The organism is Erwinia wuhanensis, assembly GCF_030484085.1.
Lineage (GTDB): Bacteria > Pseudomonadota > Gammaproteobacteria > Enterobacterales > Enterobacteriaceae > Erwinia > Erwinia aeris.
In genome coordinates this window covers 18,217-33,303 of sequence record NZ_JAUJUH010000004.1, presented here as the reverse complement: position 1 = coordinate 33,303, position 15,087 = coordinate 18,217, and the positions used below count along the sequence as shown (strand labels likewise).

Annotated in this window: 13 protein-coding genes; 7 read left to right on the top strand and 6 right to left on the bottom strand. The window is 57.7% G+C overall.

Annotated features, from left to right (window positions below):
• Window positions 1–59 precede the first annotated feature (59 nt).
• The 3 genes from QZH36_RS10665 to yaaA form a co-directional block, all read right to left on the bottom strand.
• Entirely contained in the window at window positions 60–1,733 is a 1,674-nt protein-coding gene (locus tag QZH36_RS10665; RefSeq protein WP_301730178.1) for a hypothetical protein, read from the bottom strand.
• Complete coding sequence (locus QZH36_RS10660) at window positions 1,730–2,728, bottom strand: type III secretion system chaperone (protein ID WP_301730177.1); 999 nt, start codon at window positions 2,726–2,728, stop codon at window positions 1,730–1,732. The genes QZH36_RS10665 and QZH36_RS10660 overlap by 4 nt, the downstream gene beginning before the upstream one ends.
• A 117-nt stretch (window positions 2,729–2,845) precedes the next feature.
• Window positions 2,846–3,622, bottom strand: a complete 777-nt coding sequence (gene yaaA / locus QZH36_RS10655; protein ID WP_301730176.1) for a peroxide stress protein YaaA — start codon at window positions 3,620–3,622, stop codon at window positions 2,846–2,848.
• Window positions 3,623–3,861: 239 nt separating this feature from the next.
• On the opposite strand from yaaA, the gene tal reads away from it, so the two are divergent.
• The 3 genes from tal (at window position 3,862) to QZH36_RS10640 (ending at window position 6,940) form a co-directional block, all read left to right on the top strand.
• Window positions 3,862–4,815, top strand: coding sequence for a transaldolase (gene tal / locus QZH36_RS10650; RefSeq protein WP_253455383.1), 954 nt, complete (start codon window positions 3,862–3,864; stop codon window positions 4,813–4,815).
• 121 nt (window positions 4,816–4,936) lie between these two features.
• Window positions 4,937–5,524, top strand: coding sequence for a molybdopterin adenylyltransferase (gene mog, locus QZH36_RS10645; protein ID WP_125290515.1), 588 nt, complete (start codon window positions 4,937–4,939; stop codon window positions 5,522–5,524).
• Window positions 5,525–5,638: 114 nt separating this feature from the next.
• The gene (locus tag QZH36_RS10640; protein ID WP_253455382.1) at window positions 5,639–6,940 is read left to right on the top strand and encodes an MFS transporter; all 1,302 of its coding nucleotides are present in this window, start codon (window positions 5,639–5,641) and stop codon (window positions 6,938–6,940) included.
• Window positions 6,941–6,976: 36 nt separating this feature from the next.
• Here QZH36_RS10640 and satP read toward each other — a convergent pair whose 3' ends face one another.
• The gene (gene satP / locus QZH36_RS10635; protein ID WP_301730175.1) at window positions 6,977–7,549 is read right to left on the bottom strand and encodes an acetate uptake transporter; all 573 of its coding nucleotides are present in this window, start codon (window positions 7,547–7,549) and stop codon (window positions 6,977–6,979) included.
• Between the two features lie 301 nt (window positions 7,550–7,850).
• On the opposite strand from satP, the gene dnaK reads away from it, so the two are divergent.
• Window positions 7,851–9,764: a molecular chaperone DnaK gene (dnaK, locus tag QZH36_RS10630; protein ID WP_253455380.1), complete on the top strand. Its 1,914-nt coding sequence runs from the start codon at window positions 7,851–7,853 to the stop codon at window positions 9,762–9,764.
• Between the two features lie 105 nt (window positions 9,765–9,869).
• Window positions 9,870–11,009 (top strand): molecular chaperone DnaJ, encoded by a 1,140-nt coding sequence (gene dnaJ / locus QZH36_RS10625; protein WP_125290517.1) that lies wholly within the window; start codon window positions 9,870–9,872, stop codon window positions 11,007–11,009.
• A gap of 79 nt (window positions 11,010–11,088) precedes the next feature.
• Here dnaJ and QZH36_RS10620 read toward each other — a convergent pair whose 3' ends face one another.
• Window positions 11,089–12,018: an Rpn family recombination-promoting nuclease/putative transposase gene (locus tag QZH36_RS10620; RefSeq protein WP_301252440.1), complete on the bottom strand. Its 930-nt coding sequence runs from the start codon at window positions 12,016–12,018 to the stop codon at window positions 11,089–11,091.
• Between the two features lie 204 nt (window positions 12,019–12,222).
• Here QZH36_RS10620 and nhaA point away from each other — a divergent pair, with 204 nt between their 5' ends.
• Window positions 12,223–13,383, top strand: a complete 1,161-nt coding sequence (gene nhaA, locus QZH36_RS10615; protein WP_253455378.1) for a Na+/H+ antiporter NhaA — start codon at window positions 12,223–12,225, stop codon at window positions 13,381–13,383.
• Window positions 13,384–13,565: 182 nt separating this feature from the next.
• On the opposite strand, the gene rpsT is transcribed toward nhaA, so the two are convergent.
• On the bottom strand, window positions 13,566–13,829 hold the full coding sequence (gene rpsT, locus QZH36_RS10610; RefSeq protein ID WP_125290520.1) for a 30S ribosomal protein S20: 264 nt from the start codon (window positions 13,827–13,829) through the stop codon (window positions 13,566–13,568).
• A gap of 306 nt (window positions 13,830–14,135) precedes the next feature.
• Here rpsT and ribF point away from each other — a divergent pair, with 306 nt between their 5' ends.
• Entirely contained in the window at window positions 14,136–15,074 is a 939-nt protein-coding gene (ribF, locus tag QZH36_RS10605) for a bifunctional riboflavin kinase/FAD synthetase (protein WP_253455377.1), read from the top strand.
• Window positions 15,075–15,087: the final 13 nt, after the last annotated feature.

Below are 15,087 nucleotides of genomic sequence, written 5' to 3'. Positions count from 1 at the left end.
AGGCTTTTAAGTCTGTCATCAAACATTGGCCCTTACCCGTAAGGGTCTTTTCCTGCCTGTTATGCCGTCCCGCTGGTGGAGGGCTCTCCTGAGTTTCCGGTTGATTGTGGTGACCCTGAAGGCTGAATAGCGGCCGTTTGCTGCCCGGAAGGCGGCGCGGCTATCGCCTGCTGGCTACGGCTATCCGCTGCCGGATTCGGCTGTCCGGCGGCGGTGATATTCACCGGCCCGCTGGTGGCAGCTGCTACGGCGGCGCGCACTTTACTGTGCGCCTGATAGATCTGGTTCACCATCTTGTAGGTCAGGCCAAACGCGGCTGCGGTGCCGCCGTTGTTCAGCAGGCTGGAGAGCTGCGGCGACAGCGAGCCTTTGGTCGCCGCATTCAGCACCTGCTGCGCGGCCAGGGTGCTGGCATTGGCGAAGTTATTCCAGCTCAGGCGGGCAATGGAGTGATCCAGCAGGCGGCCATAATCTTTCATCGGCAGGGAAGGGGAGAACTTCTGCGAGTCGCCCGCGCGTTTGGCGTCATAATGCTTGCCCAGAAAGGCGTCGCCCGTCTCAATCACGGTGTTGCAGGCTGCCCGGATGCCGGAAACCAGCGCCGCCATCGCGTGCAGCTCTTTCCCGCTGAGCCGCTGCCCGGCCGCATCGCGAATTTCAGGGCCGGAAACGGTATAGCCCTGCGGCAGCGCTTTCTGGATCAGACCGTCCTGCAACATGCCCATCGCCAGCGTATTCAGCGTGTACCAGGCACCGTTGGTACGCATATCGCCATCGCTGACGCCGTGGCTTGGTTTGCCGTCGCGCGAGGCCACCATGCTGCCGGTCGCCTGCAAAGATTCGCGCGAGGCCGCGTAAAGCACGTTGCGCAGCTGGGTGCTGAGCACGCGGGTGGTTAAGCCAGGGTTGCCGGTCAGCACGCCAGCCGCCGACATGCCTATATTCATCAGTTCGGCGGCGACCTGCTGCCCGGTTACGCGCTGTGAGTCCTGCTGGTGTTTGTCCGTCATATTTTGCCATTCCTGCGGCTTATCGCGCTGGATCACGTCTGCCTGGCCCGGACTCAGGCCAAACTGACCGCGCACGGCAACGGCATTGTTTTGCGGATCGCGTGCCAGACGCGGCTCCCTGATATGGTGATGCGCGGCGATGTTTGCCAGCGACACCGCGACCTGAAGCCCCACGGCGGCGGCCGGATGCTTCTCGGCCAGATGCGGCAGCATCATGTTATAGGCCTCGATAAATACCTCTTCGCGCATCAGCGTCGGCAGCCCGCAGGTCACCATCTGCTGTAGCGCATGGCCGCCCAGCGCGCCCCAGGCTTTGTTTTGCAGCGGCGCAGAGGCGAATTTCCCCAGCGTGACGGCGGAGTGTTTGGTTTCGTTCCAGCCCGCTTTTCCGGCAATTTTTGCGCCTTTCCAGCTTTGATTACCGACATACTTCGTGCCCTGCCAGCCCGCTTTGCCCGCTACCGTCATTTTGTCGGCGGCGTAGCTGCCGCCGGTTTTTAAGCCGCCCCATGCCGCGTTGCCAACGGTTTGCAGGCCGCCCGAGGTCGTCTGTAACCCTTTTCTGGCGCCCTCCGCCAGGCCGGAAAAAAACTGGCCTGCCGCGTGGCTCGCCCTGGCCGCGCGCGCTGGCCCCGTGGGCAGCGGGCCGCTTTCAATATCGCCCCGGCTGTTCTGCACGGTCATCTGCTGTAGGGCGGGCGCGCGCTGGATTGAATCAGTCATAAGTCGCCTCTCTGTGTATCGCTACTGAAAGCCATGGTCAGGGTCATCAGATTTGCCAGCCATTCGCCTAAATCAAGGCCGTCCAGCCCCAGGGAATCCCAGCGGCAGAGCAGGCTGACCTCTTCCTGATAAAGCCCCAGCGAGCAGTGCGTCAGCGGCTGTAAATCCCCGTTGGCGACCAGCAGCCGACGGGCGTCATCCTTCTTCAGCTCAAGCGGCGTGGAAAGGAAAAGGTGGCGGCCGTCACCGTCGGCGGTAATGGCTATCTCACGCTCGGGAAAGCGTAGCGAACAGAGGCAGCCGTTGAGCTGGTATTGCGTTGCGGGCAGTTCTAACGCGGCGACAGCCTGCTGCACCAGCGGGTAGTGCCACCGGGCGGCCAGCGCCTGTTCCGCCAGCGCATCGATTTTTAAAGCCGTCTGCTGCTGCCAGCCCATGACCCAGCCGGGCAGTGCTGGCGTTTTGTCTGCTTGCTGCGTTGCCTCGGGCTGGCCGAGAGACAGCAGTAAATCGATCAGGCTGGCGGCAAGGGCGTCGATATCGTTAAGGATGGCCGCCAGCGCCAGCGCATCATCAACGGCGTCAAAAGCCAGGCGTCTGGTCAGCAGCGTCGTACCCTGTTCATCCAGCGAGAGGCTGATGCCGTTCATCGCCATCGCCACGCCGTTAGCGCGCAGCAACAGCTGCTGCCAGGTTTCAGAATGGATTGCCTGGGGCGTGCGCAAATAGCCAACGGCGAGCCACAGCGGGACGGGATCTTCGCTTTGGCAAATCATAACTACATGCAGCGCGTCCAGGCGGAGCAGGCCGGTTGTGGCAAATTGCTGCTGCGCCTTTTCGTCTACGCCAAACTGCGCCGCTGCCGCTTGCAGCCAGGCATGCGAGCCAACGGGCAGCGGATTTTGCAGCGTGGGCGCGGCGGCGTTTACGGTGGGAGGATGCGTGGCGTGCCAGGCCCTGTCAGTGACGGTTTTAAGAAGCGCTTGCCGATCCATAATTACCTCAAGGCTGATGCAGATAAACCTTGAGTAGAGCGATCGGCGGCGCGGTTCGGCACCATAACAAAACGCTATGGCTGGATCTGAAAAGGCGGCTCGCCTGCGAAAGCGGTATCAGGCGATTTCGTGACGTTTAAACACCAGCTCGCGCTCGCTGCTTTCGTCAGCCACGAAAAAGTAGCCGTCAACGTCGAACGCTTTCAGCTGTTCCGGCTGCGTCAGGCGGCGCTCGATAATATAACGGCTCATCAGGCCACGGGCCTTTTTGGCGTAGAAGCTGATGACCTTAAACTTGCCGTTCTTCTCGTCCAGGAACACCGGCTTGACGATGCGGCCTTGCAGCTTCGCTGGCTTCACCGTTTTAAAATACTCATCGGAAGCCAGGTTAATCAGCACGTCGTCGCCCTGTTCCGCCAGCGCCGCGTTCAGCGCTTCGGTCAGCCTGTCGCCCCAAAAGGCATAAAGATCTTTGCCGGCAGGGTTGGTCAGCTTAGTGCCCATCTCCAGACGGTAAGGCTGCATCAGATCCAGCGGCCGCAGCAGGCCGTAAAGCCCGGAAAGCATGCGCAGATGCTGTTGGGCAAAGGTGAAGTCGTCTTCGCTGAAGGTCTCCGCCTGAAGTCCGGCGTAAACGTCGCCCTTAAAAGCCAGAATGGCCTGGCGCGCGTTATCCGGCGTAAAAGGCGTTTGCCATGCCTGAAAACGACCGGCGTTTAAATCGGCCAGCTTGTCGCTGATGCTCATCAGTGAGCCGATCTGCGCGGGCGTCAAGTCGCGCGCCACGTCAATCAGCTTTTTGGCATCATTCAGCAGCGCGGGCTGCGTAAAGCGGGCGGTCGCCAGCGGGCTTGCGAAATCCAGCGTCTTGGCCGGGGAGATCACCATCAACATGACAGAATCCTTATGTAATACGCCATCGGAGGGCAAAAAAAAGCGCAGGCAGTGTAGCAAAAAAGCGCCGTGGCACGACAAATCACTGCTATCGGCCCGGACAAATTAGCTAAATAAAGGGCGCGATTTAGCACTCAGTGGCCTGGCCGCAAGCTTACCTTGCATGGTCGGTCTCGCGTGATATTATCCGTGGCAGACAGTTTCAAGAACCCGATAACTCTTCTGAGAGAATGACAACCATGACGGACAAACTGACTTCCCTGCGCCAGCTCACCACCGTTGTTGCCGATACCGGCGACATCGCAGCGATGAAGCTGTATCAACCGCAAGACGCTACCACTAACCCTTCACTGATCCTGAATGCCTCACAGATCCCGGAATACCGTAAGCTGATCGATGAAGCCGTAACGTGGGCGCGCGAGCAGACCAGCAACAAAGAAGAGCAGATCCAGTACGCGGCAGATATGCTGAACGTCAAAATTGGTCTGGAGATCCTGAAGCTGGTGCCGGGTCGTATCTCTACGGAAGTCGATGCGCGTCTCTCTTACGACACCGAAGGCAGCATCAATAAAGCGCGCGCGCTGATCAAGCTCTATAACGATGCCGGTATCAGCAACGACCGCATCCTGATCAAGCTGGCCTCCACCTGGCAGGGCATTCGTGCCGCCGAGCAGCTGGAAAAAGAAGGCATCAACTGTAACCTGACGCTGCTGTTCTCCTTCGCTCAGGCCCGCGCCTGCGCCGAAGCGGGCGTCTACCTGATCTCTCCTTTCGTTGGCCGTATTCTGGACTGGTACAAAGCCAATACCGACAAGAAAGAGTACGCGCCGCATGAAGATCCGGGCGTGGTTTCCGTGTCTGAAATCTACCAGTACTACAAGCAGCACGGTTACGAAACCGTGGTCATGGGCGCAAGCTTCCGTAACGTAGGCGAGATCGTTGAGCTGGCCGGCTGCGACCGTCTGACCATCTCCCCGGCGCTGCTGAAAGAGCTGGCGGAAAGCGAAGGCACGCTGGAGCGTAAGCTCTCCTACACCGGCGAAGTCAAAGCGCGTCCCGCTAAAATGACCGAAGCGGAATTCCTGTGGGAGCACAACCAGGATCCAATGGCGGTTGATAAGCTGGCGCAGGGCATTCGCAACTTCGCGCTTGACCAGGCCAAGCTGGATAAGATGCTCGCCGAACTGCTGTAATTCCCTCACGCGGTCGGTTCGCCGGCCGCGTCCTGTACATCAAGCGTGGCAATGTTTATCCTTCCCCTGTTCCCCTTATAAAACCGCGCCCTCCCGCGGCCGGCCTCACAGTGACGACACAATGAATACTTTACGCATAGGATTGATCTCCGTTTCCGATCGCGCGGCTAACGGCATCTATCAGGACGAAGGCTTACCGGCGCTGGAAGCCTGGCTTTCTACGGCGCTGGCGACGCCTTTTACCGTTGAGAAACGGCTGGTGCCCGACGAGCAGCCGATGATTGAGCACGCCATTTGCGAGCTGGTGGACGAGCTGTTTTGCCATCTGGTGTTGACTACCGGCGGAACCGGGCCGGCCAGACGTGACGTGACGCCGGACGCTACGCTGGCTATCGCCGATCGCGAAATGCCGGGCTTTGGCGAACAGATGCGTCAGATCAGCCTGAATTTTGTGCCGACCGCTATCCTTTCGCGCCAGGTTGGCGTGATCCGCAAGCAGTCACTGGTGATTAATCTGCCGGGACAGCCAAAATCGATCAAAGAGACGCTGGAAGGCTTAAAGGACGCGGACGGCAAAGCGAAAGTGCACGGCATTTTCGCCAGCGTGCCCTACTGCATCCAGCTGCTGGACGGCCCTTATGTGGAAACGCATGAGGCGGTAGTAGCAGCATTTCGTCCTAAAAGCGCCAGACGCGAAACAAACAGCTAAAAATTTCCGGATTCAGGCATAAAGTTCAGCGCTGCTGGTGTAGCGGAAAATGAACGGTATAGTCATGCTGGCTTTACACGCTCTTATTCCCTCACTTCTGGCTGCGCGACGATTATGCACAATAACAGCACTCGCCGATTGAACCGGCAGGATTACAAAACCCTCTCTCTGGCCGCCCTGGGCGGCGCGCTGGAGTTCTATGATTTTATCATCTTCGTTTTTTTCGCGGCGGTCATAGGCGAACGCTTCTTTCCGGCTGATATCCCCGACTGGCTACGACAGATGCAGACCTTCGGCATCTTTGCCGCAGGCTATCTGGCGCGGCCGCTTGGCGGCATTATCATGGCCCATTTTGGCGACAGCAGGGGAAGGAAGAAAATGTTCAGCCTGAGCATCCTGCTGATGGCCCTGCCGACGCTGGCGATGGGGCTGCTGCCTGACTATGCGTCGCTGGGCGTGGCGGCACCCGTACTGCTGCTGCTGTTGCGCCTGTTACAGGGCGCGGCCATCGGCGGCGAAGTGCCCGGTGCCTGGGTTTTTGTGGCGGAGCACGTGCCGGAAAAACGGATCGGTTTCGCCTGCGGCACGCTGACCGCCGGACTGACGGCGGGTATTTTATTGGGATCGCTGGTTGCCACGCTGATCGCCACCACGCTGTCGGCCCAAAGCATCGCGACATTCGGCTGGCGCATTCCTTTTTTTCTGGGCGGGATTTTTGGCCTGATCGCGCTTTATCTGCGCCGCTGGCTGCATGAAACACCGGTCTTTACGGAAATGCAGGCACGCAAGGCGCTGGCGCAGGAGCTGCCGCTGAAAACCATCGTCAGGGCGCATCGTCGGAGCGTGATCGTTTCCATGCTGCTGACCTGGCTGCTTTCCGCCTGTATCGTGGTGGTCATTTTGATGGCACCCGCACTGCTGCAAAAAACCTATGGGCTACCGGCGGCGCAAACTTTACAGGCCAACAGCCTGGCGACCGTTATGCTGCTTATCGGCTGCGTGGTGGCGGGCGCGGCGGCAGATCGTTTCGGCGCGGGTAAGACGTTGATGGTCGGCAGCCTGCTGCTGGCGGGCGGCAGCGCCTGCTTTTTTTACGTGGCCGCGGCTGCGCCACAGTATCTTTATGCCGCCTATGCGCTGGCTGGCCTGTGCGTAGGGGTAGTGGGCATCACGCCTTTTATCATGGTGAAAGCGTTTCCGGCGGACGTGCGTTTCACTGGCATTTCGTTCTCCTATAACGTCGCCTACGCCATTTTTGGTGGGCTGACGCCCATTTGCGTCACTTTTATCATGAAGCTGACACCCATGGCGCCGCTCTGGTACGTGCTGAGCCTGGCGGCGATGGGCTTTGTGCTGGGCGGCTGGCTGCTGCGTAGCGACAGGCAACCGTTATTAAATCAGGTCAGCGTTCGCTAAAAGACAGGCCCCGTGATTATCCACACGGGGCTTTTTTTATGCCCGCGTTACCTCGCCAATTGGCAGCGCCTTGCGCCCCAGCTGTTCGTTAATCACTTCCGCCATCGCCAGATAAATCGCGCTCGCGCCGCAAATAATGCCTTCGTAACCGGCCAGCTTCAGAATGCTCTCGCTGCCGGTGATATTGCCGACGGCCAGCAGCGCAAACAGCAGCGTCAGGCTGGCAAAAACAAACTGCAAGACGCGGTTGGCCTGCAACGTGCCGAAGAACATAAACAGGGTGAAAACGCCCCACAGCGCCAGCCAGATGCCAAGAAAAACCGCATCCGTCGGCGCAGCCAGCCCCAGCGACGGCAGCAGCAGAATGCCGACCAGACTAAGCCAGAAGCAGCTATAGGCGGTAAACGCCGTCAGGCCGAAAGTGTTGCCTTTTTTATATTCCAGCAGGCCAGCCAGGATCTGCGCGAGGCCGCCCAAAAAAATGCCCATGCTGAGCACCACGGACGTTAACGGGAAAAATCCTGCGTTGTGCAGGTTCAGCAGTATGGTGGTCATCCCAAACCCCATCAGGCCCAGCGGCCCAGGATTGGCCAGTTTGTTGTTATGCATAAGTCCTCAGCTATAACAGAAATTAAGAAGAGGCGCGGGCAGGGCGGCTGACCGCCGCTTTCCTGCAAAGCGCGCGGCATCATAAAGAGCCATCGGCGGGGCGACATTGATCTGCCATAAGGATAAAAACGAAATTTTTTTTAACTCGCCCCTTGATGCCGGGCGCGCAGGCCCCATCTTATTTGGCATCCAGGGTTATGTAGCGAAAAAAAGCGTGAAGCCGGGAGTTGAAACGGCCAAAACCGCCCGCATTAAGTGTGCATAACCTGATTTGAAATGAATTTAAGTGGGAGACGTTTAGATGGGCAAGATTATTGGTATTGACTTAGGTACAACAAACTCTTGTGTCGCGATCATGGATGGCGGCAAAGCGCGTGTACTGGAGAATGCGGAAGGCGATCGCACTACGCCATCCATCATCGCTTACACCCAGGATGGTGAAACGCTGGTTGGTCAGCCTGCTAAACGCCAGGCCGTGACTAACCCACAGAACACCCTGTTTGCGATCAAGCGCCTGATTGGCCGTCGCTTCCAGGACGAAGAAGTGCAGCGTGATATTAAAATCATGCCTTACCAGATCGTTGGCGCCGACAACGGCGACGCATGGCTGGACGTAAAAGGCCAGAAAATGGCACCGCCGCAGGTTTCTGCTGAAGTGCTGAAAAAAATGAAGAAAACGGCGGAAGATTACCTGGGCGAGCCGGTAACCGAAGCGGTTATCACCGTACCAGCCTACTTTAACGATGCGCAGCGTCAGGCGACCAAAGATGCCGGCCGTATCGCAGGTCTGGACGTAAAACGTATCATCAACGAACCAACCGCAGCCGCGCTGGCTTACGGTATGGACAAAGGCCAGGGCAACCGTACTATCGCGGTATATGACCTGGGCGGCGGTACGTTCGATATCTCTATTATCGAAATCGATGAAGTTGACGGCGAAAAAACTTTCGAAGTGCTGGCGACCAACGGTGACACCCACCTGGGCGGCGAAGACTTCGACAGCCGTATGATCAACTATCTGGTAGCAGAATTTAAGAAAGATCAGGGCATCGATCTGCACAACGATCCGCTGGCGATGCAGCGTCTGAAAGAAGCGGCAGAAAAAGCGAAAATCGAGCTTTCTTCCGCACAGCAGACCGACGTTAACCTGCCGTACATCACTGCTGATGCAACAGGTCCTAAACACCTGAACATCAAAGTGACACGTGCGAAGCTGGAATCGCTGGTAGAAGATCTGGTGAGCCGTTCTATCGAGCCGCTGAAAGTGGCTCTGCAGGATGCTGGCCTGTCCGTTTCCGACATCAACGACGTTATCCTGGTCGGCGGTCAGACTCGTATGCCAATGGTGCAGGCGAAAGTGGCCGAGTTCTTCGGCAAAGAGCCGCGTAAAGACGTGAACCCGGACGAAGCGGTAGCGGTAGGCGCAGCGGTCCAGGGCGGCGTGCTGGCAGGCGACGTGAAAGACGTGCTGCTGCTGGACGTTACTCCTCTGTCCCTGGGTATCGAAACCATGGGTGGCGTGATGACCGCGCTGATTGCCAAGAACACCACTATCCCGACCAAGCACAGCCAGGTGTTCTCAACGGCGGAAGACAACCAGTCTGCGGTAACCATTCACGTGGTACAGGGCGAGCGTAAGCGCGCGGCGGACAACAAATCGCTGGGCCAGTTTAACCTGGACGGCATTCAGGCAGCGCCACGCGGTATGCCGCAGATCGAAGTGACCTTCGATATCGACGCCGACGGTATTCTGCATGTCTCTGCGAAAGACAAAAACAGCGGTAAAGAGCAGAAGATCACCATCAAGGCTTCTTCTGGTCTGAACGACGATGAAATCGAAAAAATGGTGCGCGACGCCGAGGCTAACGCCGAAGCAGACCGTAAGTTCGAAGAGCTGGTACAGGTTCGCAACCAGGCCGATCATCTGTCGCACAGCACCCGTAAGCAGCTGGACGAAGCGGGCGACAAACTGCCTGCGGACGACAAAGCGCCAATCGAAGCCGCGCTGACCGATCTGAACACCGCGCTGAAAGGCGAAGACAAAGCGGAAATCGAAGCGAAAATGCAGGCGCTGATGGAAGTCTCCAGCAAGCTGATGGAGTTCGCTCAGCAGCAGCAGGCCGCCGGCGGCGCAGCTGATGCAGCCGACGCTTCCGCGAAGAAAGACGACGACGTGGTCGACGCCGAGTTCGAAGAAGTTAAAGACAAAAAATAATCGCCCTTGAGCGGGCACGGCGGGCCGCAAGGCCCCCAGTGAAACCTACGGGCGTCGGAGTGTTCTCCACGCCCGTTCACGCATATTTAGGGCAGGATCACCATAATGGCGAAGCAAGACTACTACGAGATTTTGGGCGTTTCGCGATCGGCGGACGAGCGCGAAATCAAAAAGGCCTATAAACGCCTGGCGATGAAGCATCACCCCGATCGCAATCCGGGCGACAAAGAATCAGAAGCAAAATTTAAAGAAGTCAAAGAAGCCTACGAAATTCTGACCGACGCGCAGAAGCGTGCGGCTTATGACCAGTACGGTCACGCAGCCTTTGAACAGGGCGGCATGGGTGGCGGCGGCGGCGGTTTTGGCGGCGGCGGCGCAGACTTCAGCGATATCTTTGGCGACGTGTTCGGCGATATCTTCGGCGGAGGACGCCGTCAGCAGCGTGCTGCGCGCGGCGCCGATTTGCGCTACAACATGGAGCTGACGCTTGAAGAAGCCGTCCGCGGCGTGTCCAAAGAGATCCGCATCCCTACGCTGGAAGAGTGCGACGTCTGCCACGGCAGCGGCGCCAAAGCGGGCACGCAGCCGCAAACCTGTCCGACCTGTCACGGTCAGGGTCAGGTCCAGATGCGTCAGGGCTTTTTCACCGTGCAGCAGGCGTGTCCGACCTGTCACGGTCGCGGTTCCGTTATCAAAGATCCCTGCAACGCCTGTCATGGACATGGCCGCGTAGAGCGTTCTAAAACGCTGTCGGTAAAAATTCCGGCAGGCGTGGATACCGGTGACCGCATCCGTCTTTCAGGCGAAGGCGAAGCGGGCGAGCACGGCGCACCAGCGGGCGATCTTTACGTTCAGGTGCAGGTGCGCAAGCATCCTATCTTTGAACGTGAAGAGAATAACCTGTACTGCGAAGTGCCGATCAACTTTGCAATGGCGGCGCTGGGCGGCGAAATCGAAGTGCCGACGCTGGACGGGCGCGTTAAGCTGAAAGTGCCTGCGGAAACGCAGACCGGTAAACTGTTTCGTATGCGCGGCAAAGGCGTTAAATCCGTACGCGGCGGCGCGCAGGGCGACCTGCTGTGCCGTGTGGTCGTGGAAACGCCGGTCAGCCTGAGCGAGAAGCAGAAAAGCCTGCTGCGCGAGCTGGAAGAGAGCTTTGGCGGCGTGGGCGGCGAGAAGAACAGTCCGCGTTCGAAAAGCTTTTTCGACGGCGTGAAGAAATTCTTTGACGATCTGACCCGCTAGCCTTTATAGCGTGCAGAACCAGACGGGCGGCTTAAACCGCCCGTTTTTTATGGCAAGCGCAAAGGGGTCAGCGCCGGAGCTACGCCGTTGGGTTAGCCTGGCTGAGGCTGGTGAGTTCCTGCTCCGACAGGCCGGTTGTTTTCGATACCGTGTCGGGGGCAATGCCATTCTGTAGCAAGGCGCGGGCAATTTTTAGCGTGGCCTCGCGCTCGCCTTCGGTTCGCCCTTTTTGAAGCCCTTTAGTTAATCCTTTTTGTTCAAGGTATTCTGCAATAGTCATCAACACGTCCTCCTGTGACGATAAATGGCTGGTCAGCTCCTGCAGCAGCTTTTCCGGATTACCCGCCGTGCCGGTTTGCATCATCCAGTTCATTGAGGTTACTAACTGCTCGTTCGTAGTATAACCTGCAAGCAACAGGGTCACCAACTGTTCCGTCAGCTCCGCCAGGTCGCGCGTTCTGGCGTGCTTCAGCAGCAGCTCCAGCATCGCCATCCGGCGGTGTTTCATGATATCCGCATCATCCATCGCGCCGACGTCAATCAGCGGAAAGCTTCGCGTATAGAGCCGTCGGGCCAGCTCCGGCTCAGCGAACAGCGCCGTCCAGTCTGTGGTATAGGGCCAGGGCGTGGCGCGACCATGACAAAACAGCAGCGGGACGACCAAAGGCAGCGCCGTGTGTCCCGCCTCTATATGTCGCTGCATAGCCGCTATCGCGTAGCGCATCAGGCGGAAGGCCATATGCTTATCCGAACTGCTCTGGTGCTCTATTAGCGTATAGATATAGCCCGTGCCGTTACTGGTCCGCAATGAATAGAGCACGTCGGCGAAATAAGTCCGCAAATTCTCTTCAATAAAGCTGCCCGACTCCAGCTGCAAGGTGGTGATATCGCAGATTTCAAGCAGCTCCGGCGGCAGATAGAACGACAGAAAATCCCGCGCAGTGTCGGTATTAGTCAGAAAAGTTTTAAATAGTCCATCATGCGGTACAGGCGAAAGGGTTTTCATCATCGATCCTGAATCAGAAAAATAATGCCGACATCATGTCATGCCCGTTTTATCCGGTTAAGGGCGTTAACAGCGCGATGCGGCGCGCCTCGTAAATAATTTCTCCGGCAGCCTTTTTGCCCGATAAACCACCGCAAACCGTTTTTCCTGCCGTCAGAAACGCGTATGCTGTCAGGCCGCACGATTTGTTTATCAGGAAAGATTGCAATGAAATCCGCGATTAAGCGATTACTCAATAATGAAGCAACCGGCGGCGTGGTATTGATTATCGCTGCCGCTATCGCTATGTATCTGGCCAATTCGGCCGGCACCCAACAAGCCTACCAGTCTCTTCTTGCCATGCCGGTGGAATTCCGTTTTGGCTCGCTGGATATCAGCAAAAATCTGCTGCTGTGGATCAACGATGCGTTGATGGCGCTGTTCTTTTTGATGATTGGGCTGGAAGTCAAACACGAGCTGGTTTCCGGCTCGCTGGCCACGCGTGAACGGGCCATGTTCCCGCTGATTGCGGCTATTGGCGGCATGATCGCGCCCGGCGCGATTTTTGCCCTGCTCAATCATAACGATCCGCTGGCCGTTCACGGCTGGGCTATTCCTACCGCCACGGATATCGCTTTTGCTTTGGGTATTCTGGCGCTGCTGGGCAGCCGCGTGCCGCCAGCGTTGAAAATGTTTCTTATGGCGCTGGCGGTGATTGATGACCTGGGCGCTATCCTGATCATCGCCTTCTTTTATACGCAGGATCTGTCGCTGGCTTCGCTTGGCGTGGCCGCCGGGGCTATCGTGGTGCTGGCGTTACTGAACCGGCTGGGCGTGCGTAATATCGCTATTTATATGCTGGTTGGCATGGTGCTGTGGGTAGCGGTGCTGAAGTCGGGCGTGCACGCCACGCTGGCCGGCGTGATTGTCGGCTTCTTTGTGCCGCTGGAGAAACAGAACGGCCATTCTCCGGCTATCCACCTGGCTCACGGGCTTGCGCCCTGGGTCAGCTGGCTGATCCTGCCGCTGTTTGCCTTCGCCAATGCCGGCGTTTCGCTGAGCGGCGTCTCGCTGGACGGTTTGTTCTCCGCCGTGCCGCTGGGCATTATTTTAGGGTTGTTTATCGGCAAACCGTTAGGTATCACGCTAATCTGCTGGCTGGCCGTCAGGCTGCGCATCGCGGCGCTGCCGGAAAATACGCGCATGCAGGATATTTGCGCCATCGGCGTGCTGTGCGGGATTGGCTTTACCATGTCGATATTTATCGCCTCGCTGGCTTTCGATGCGCAGCATGAGGAGATGGTGACACTGGCGAAGCTGGGTATACTTACCGGCTCGATTGTTTCTGCGCTGGTAGGCTATACGCTGCTGCGTATCAAGCTGCGCTGATTGAGGACGACGGCAGGCTCACCGCTTGCCGTTGTCTCTTGCGGCTAAGGCCGGCGTTCAGGAGGCGGCAAACTCAGGCCGGGGCCGAATGGCGGACATAAAAAAGCCCGGAGCCAAACGCCGGGCATAAAAAAACCTGCCTGAGCAGGTTTCTTTATCAAAGCTGATTAACAGACGGGCGATTAAGCCAGTTTGTTGATCTGAGCAGTCAGGTTTGCTTTATGACGTGCCGCTTTGTTTTTGTGGATCAGGCCTTTAGCTGCCTGACGGTCCACAATAGGCTGCATTTCATTAAATGCAGTCTGCGCAGCTGCTTTATCGCCAGTAGCGATAGCCGCGTATACCTTCTTGATAAAAGTACGCAACATTGAACGACGGCTAGCGTTGTGCTTACGACGCTTCTCAGACGTTACGGCGCGTTTCTTAGCTGATTTGATATTAGCCAAGGTCCAACTCCCAAATAGTTCTATGAGGACAATTCAAAGGCCGAGGAATATGCCTCTTTAGCCCGTGGTTGTCAATGGATTTGTGCAAATAAGCGCCGCTGAAACAACGACACCTGGTTACGTTTCGATGGCGCAAGATTCTACCAGCTTCATGGCGATGAATACAGCTTATTCACAAGAAAAATGGTATCGCCCGTCAGCCGCGACAGAAAAAGCCCGCATTAACGCGGTAAAGGCGCATTCGCGGGTTAACCTTCCTGGTGGTAGTTGGTATAATCCGCCGATTTCCACGAACCTGAGCCAGCCATGAAGTTTATCCGCGGCATACATAACCTCCGGGAGCAGCATCGCGGCTGCGTTCTCACCATTGGCAATTTCGATGGCGTACATCGCGGCCATCAGGCGCTGCTGTCCCGGCTGCGCGAAGAAGGGCGTAAACGTAATTTACCGGTGGTGGTGATGCTGTTCGAGCCGCAGCCGCTGGAGCTGTTTGCGGCCGATAAAGCGCCTGCGCGGCTGACGCGACTGCGCGAAAAACTTCGCTACCTGGACGAGGCGGGCGTGGACGCGGTGCTTTGCCTGCGTTTCGACCGACGCTTTGCCGCGCTGTCGGCACACAGTTTTGTCGCCGATCTGCTGGTCGATAAGCTGGGTGTACGGTTGCTGGCGGTCGGCGACGATTTCCGCTTTGGCGCTGGTCGCGAAGGGGATTTCCTGTTATTACAGAAAGCGGGCGCCGACTACGGTTTTGACGTTATCAGCACCCAGACTTTTTGCGACGACGGCAAGCGCATCAGCAGCACGGCGGTGCGCCAGGCGCTGGCGGAAGACAATCTGCCGCTGGCGGCCACGCTTCTGGGGCACCCTTTCAGCATCTCCGGCCGCGTAGTGCACGGCGACGCGCTGGGCCGCACCATCGGCTTTCCCACCGCTAACCTGCCGTTAAGACGCTATGTTTCGCCGGTAAAAGGCGTGTATGCCGTCGAGGTCCGCGGCCTGGGCGACAAGCCGCTGCCCGGCGTCGCCAATATCGGCACGCGTCCCACGGTAGCGGGCATACGTCAGCAGCTGGAAGTGCATCTGCTGGACGTTGCAATTGACCTGTACGGGCGCCATATAGAAGTGGTGCTGTGCGAAAAAATACGAAACGAGCAGCGTTTTTCCTCGCTTGACGCGCTCAAAGAGCAAATTGCTAAAGACGTGGTGGCGGCCCGAACTTTTTTTGGGCTGAGCGCACCGGTTTAAACAGAAGCGGAAT

Coding starts and splice junctions, on each gene's coding strand:
- QZH36_RS10665 (WP_301730178.1), bottom strand. CDS start 1,733: ATGACTGATTCAATCCAGCGCGCGCCCGCCCTACAGCAGATGACCGTG.
- QZH36_RS10660 (WP_301730177.1), bottom strand. CDS start 2,728: ATGGATCGGCAAGCGCTTCTTAAAACCGTCACTGACAGGGCCTGGCAC.
- yaaA (WP_301730176.1), bottom strand. CDS start 3,622: ATGTTGATGGTGATCTCCCCGGCCAAGACGCTGGATTTCGCAAGCCCG.
- tal (WP_253455383.1), top strand. CDS start 3,862: ATGACGGACAAACTGACTTCCCTGCGCCAGCTCACCACCGTTGTTGCC.
- mog (WP_125290515.1), top strand. CDS start 4,937: ATGAATACTTTACGCATAGGATTGATCTCCGTTTCCGATCGCGCGGCT.
- QZH36_RS10640 (WP_253455382.1), top strand. CDS start 5,639: ATGCACAATAACAGCACTCGCCGATTGAACCGGCAGGATTACAAAACC.
- satP (WP_301730175.1), bottom strand. CDS start 7,549: ATGCATAACAACAAACTGGCCAATCCTGGGCCGCTGGGCCTGATGGGG.
- dnaK (WP_253455380.1), top strand. CDS start 7,851: ATGGGCAAGATTATTGGTATTGACTTAGGTACAACAAACTCTTGTGTC.
- dnaJ (WP_125290517.1), top strand. CDS start 9,870: ATGGCGAAGCAAGACTACTACGAGATTTTGGGCGTTTCGCGATCGGCG.
- QZH36_RS10620 (WP_301252440.1), bottom strand. CDS start 12,018: ATGATGAAAACCCTTTCGCCTGTACCGCATGATGGACTATTTAAAACT.
- nhaA (WP_253455378.1), top strand. CDS start 12,223: ATGAAATCCGCGATTAAGCGATTACTCAATAATGAAGCAACCGGCGGC.
- ribF (WP_253455377.1), top strand. CDS start 14,136: ATGAAGTTTATCCGCGGCATACATAACCTCCGGGAGCAGCATCGCGGC.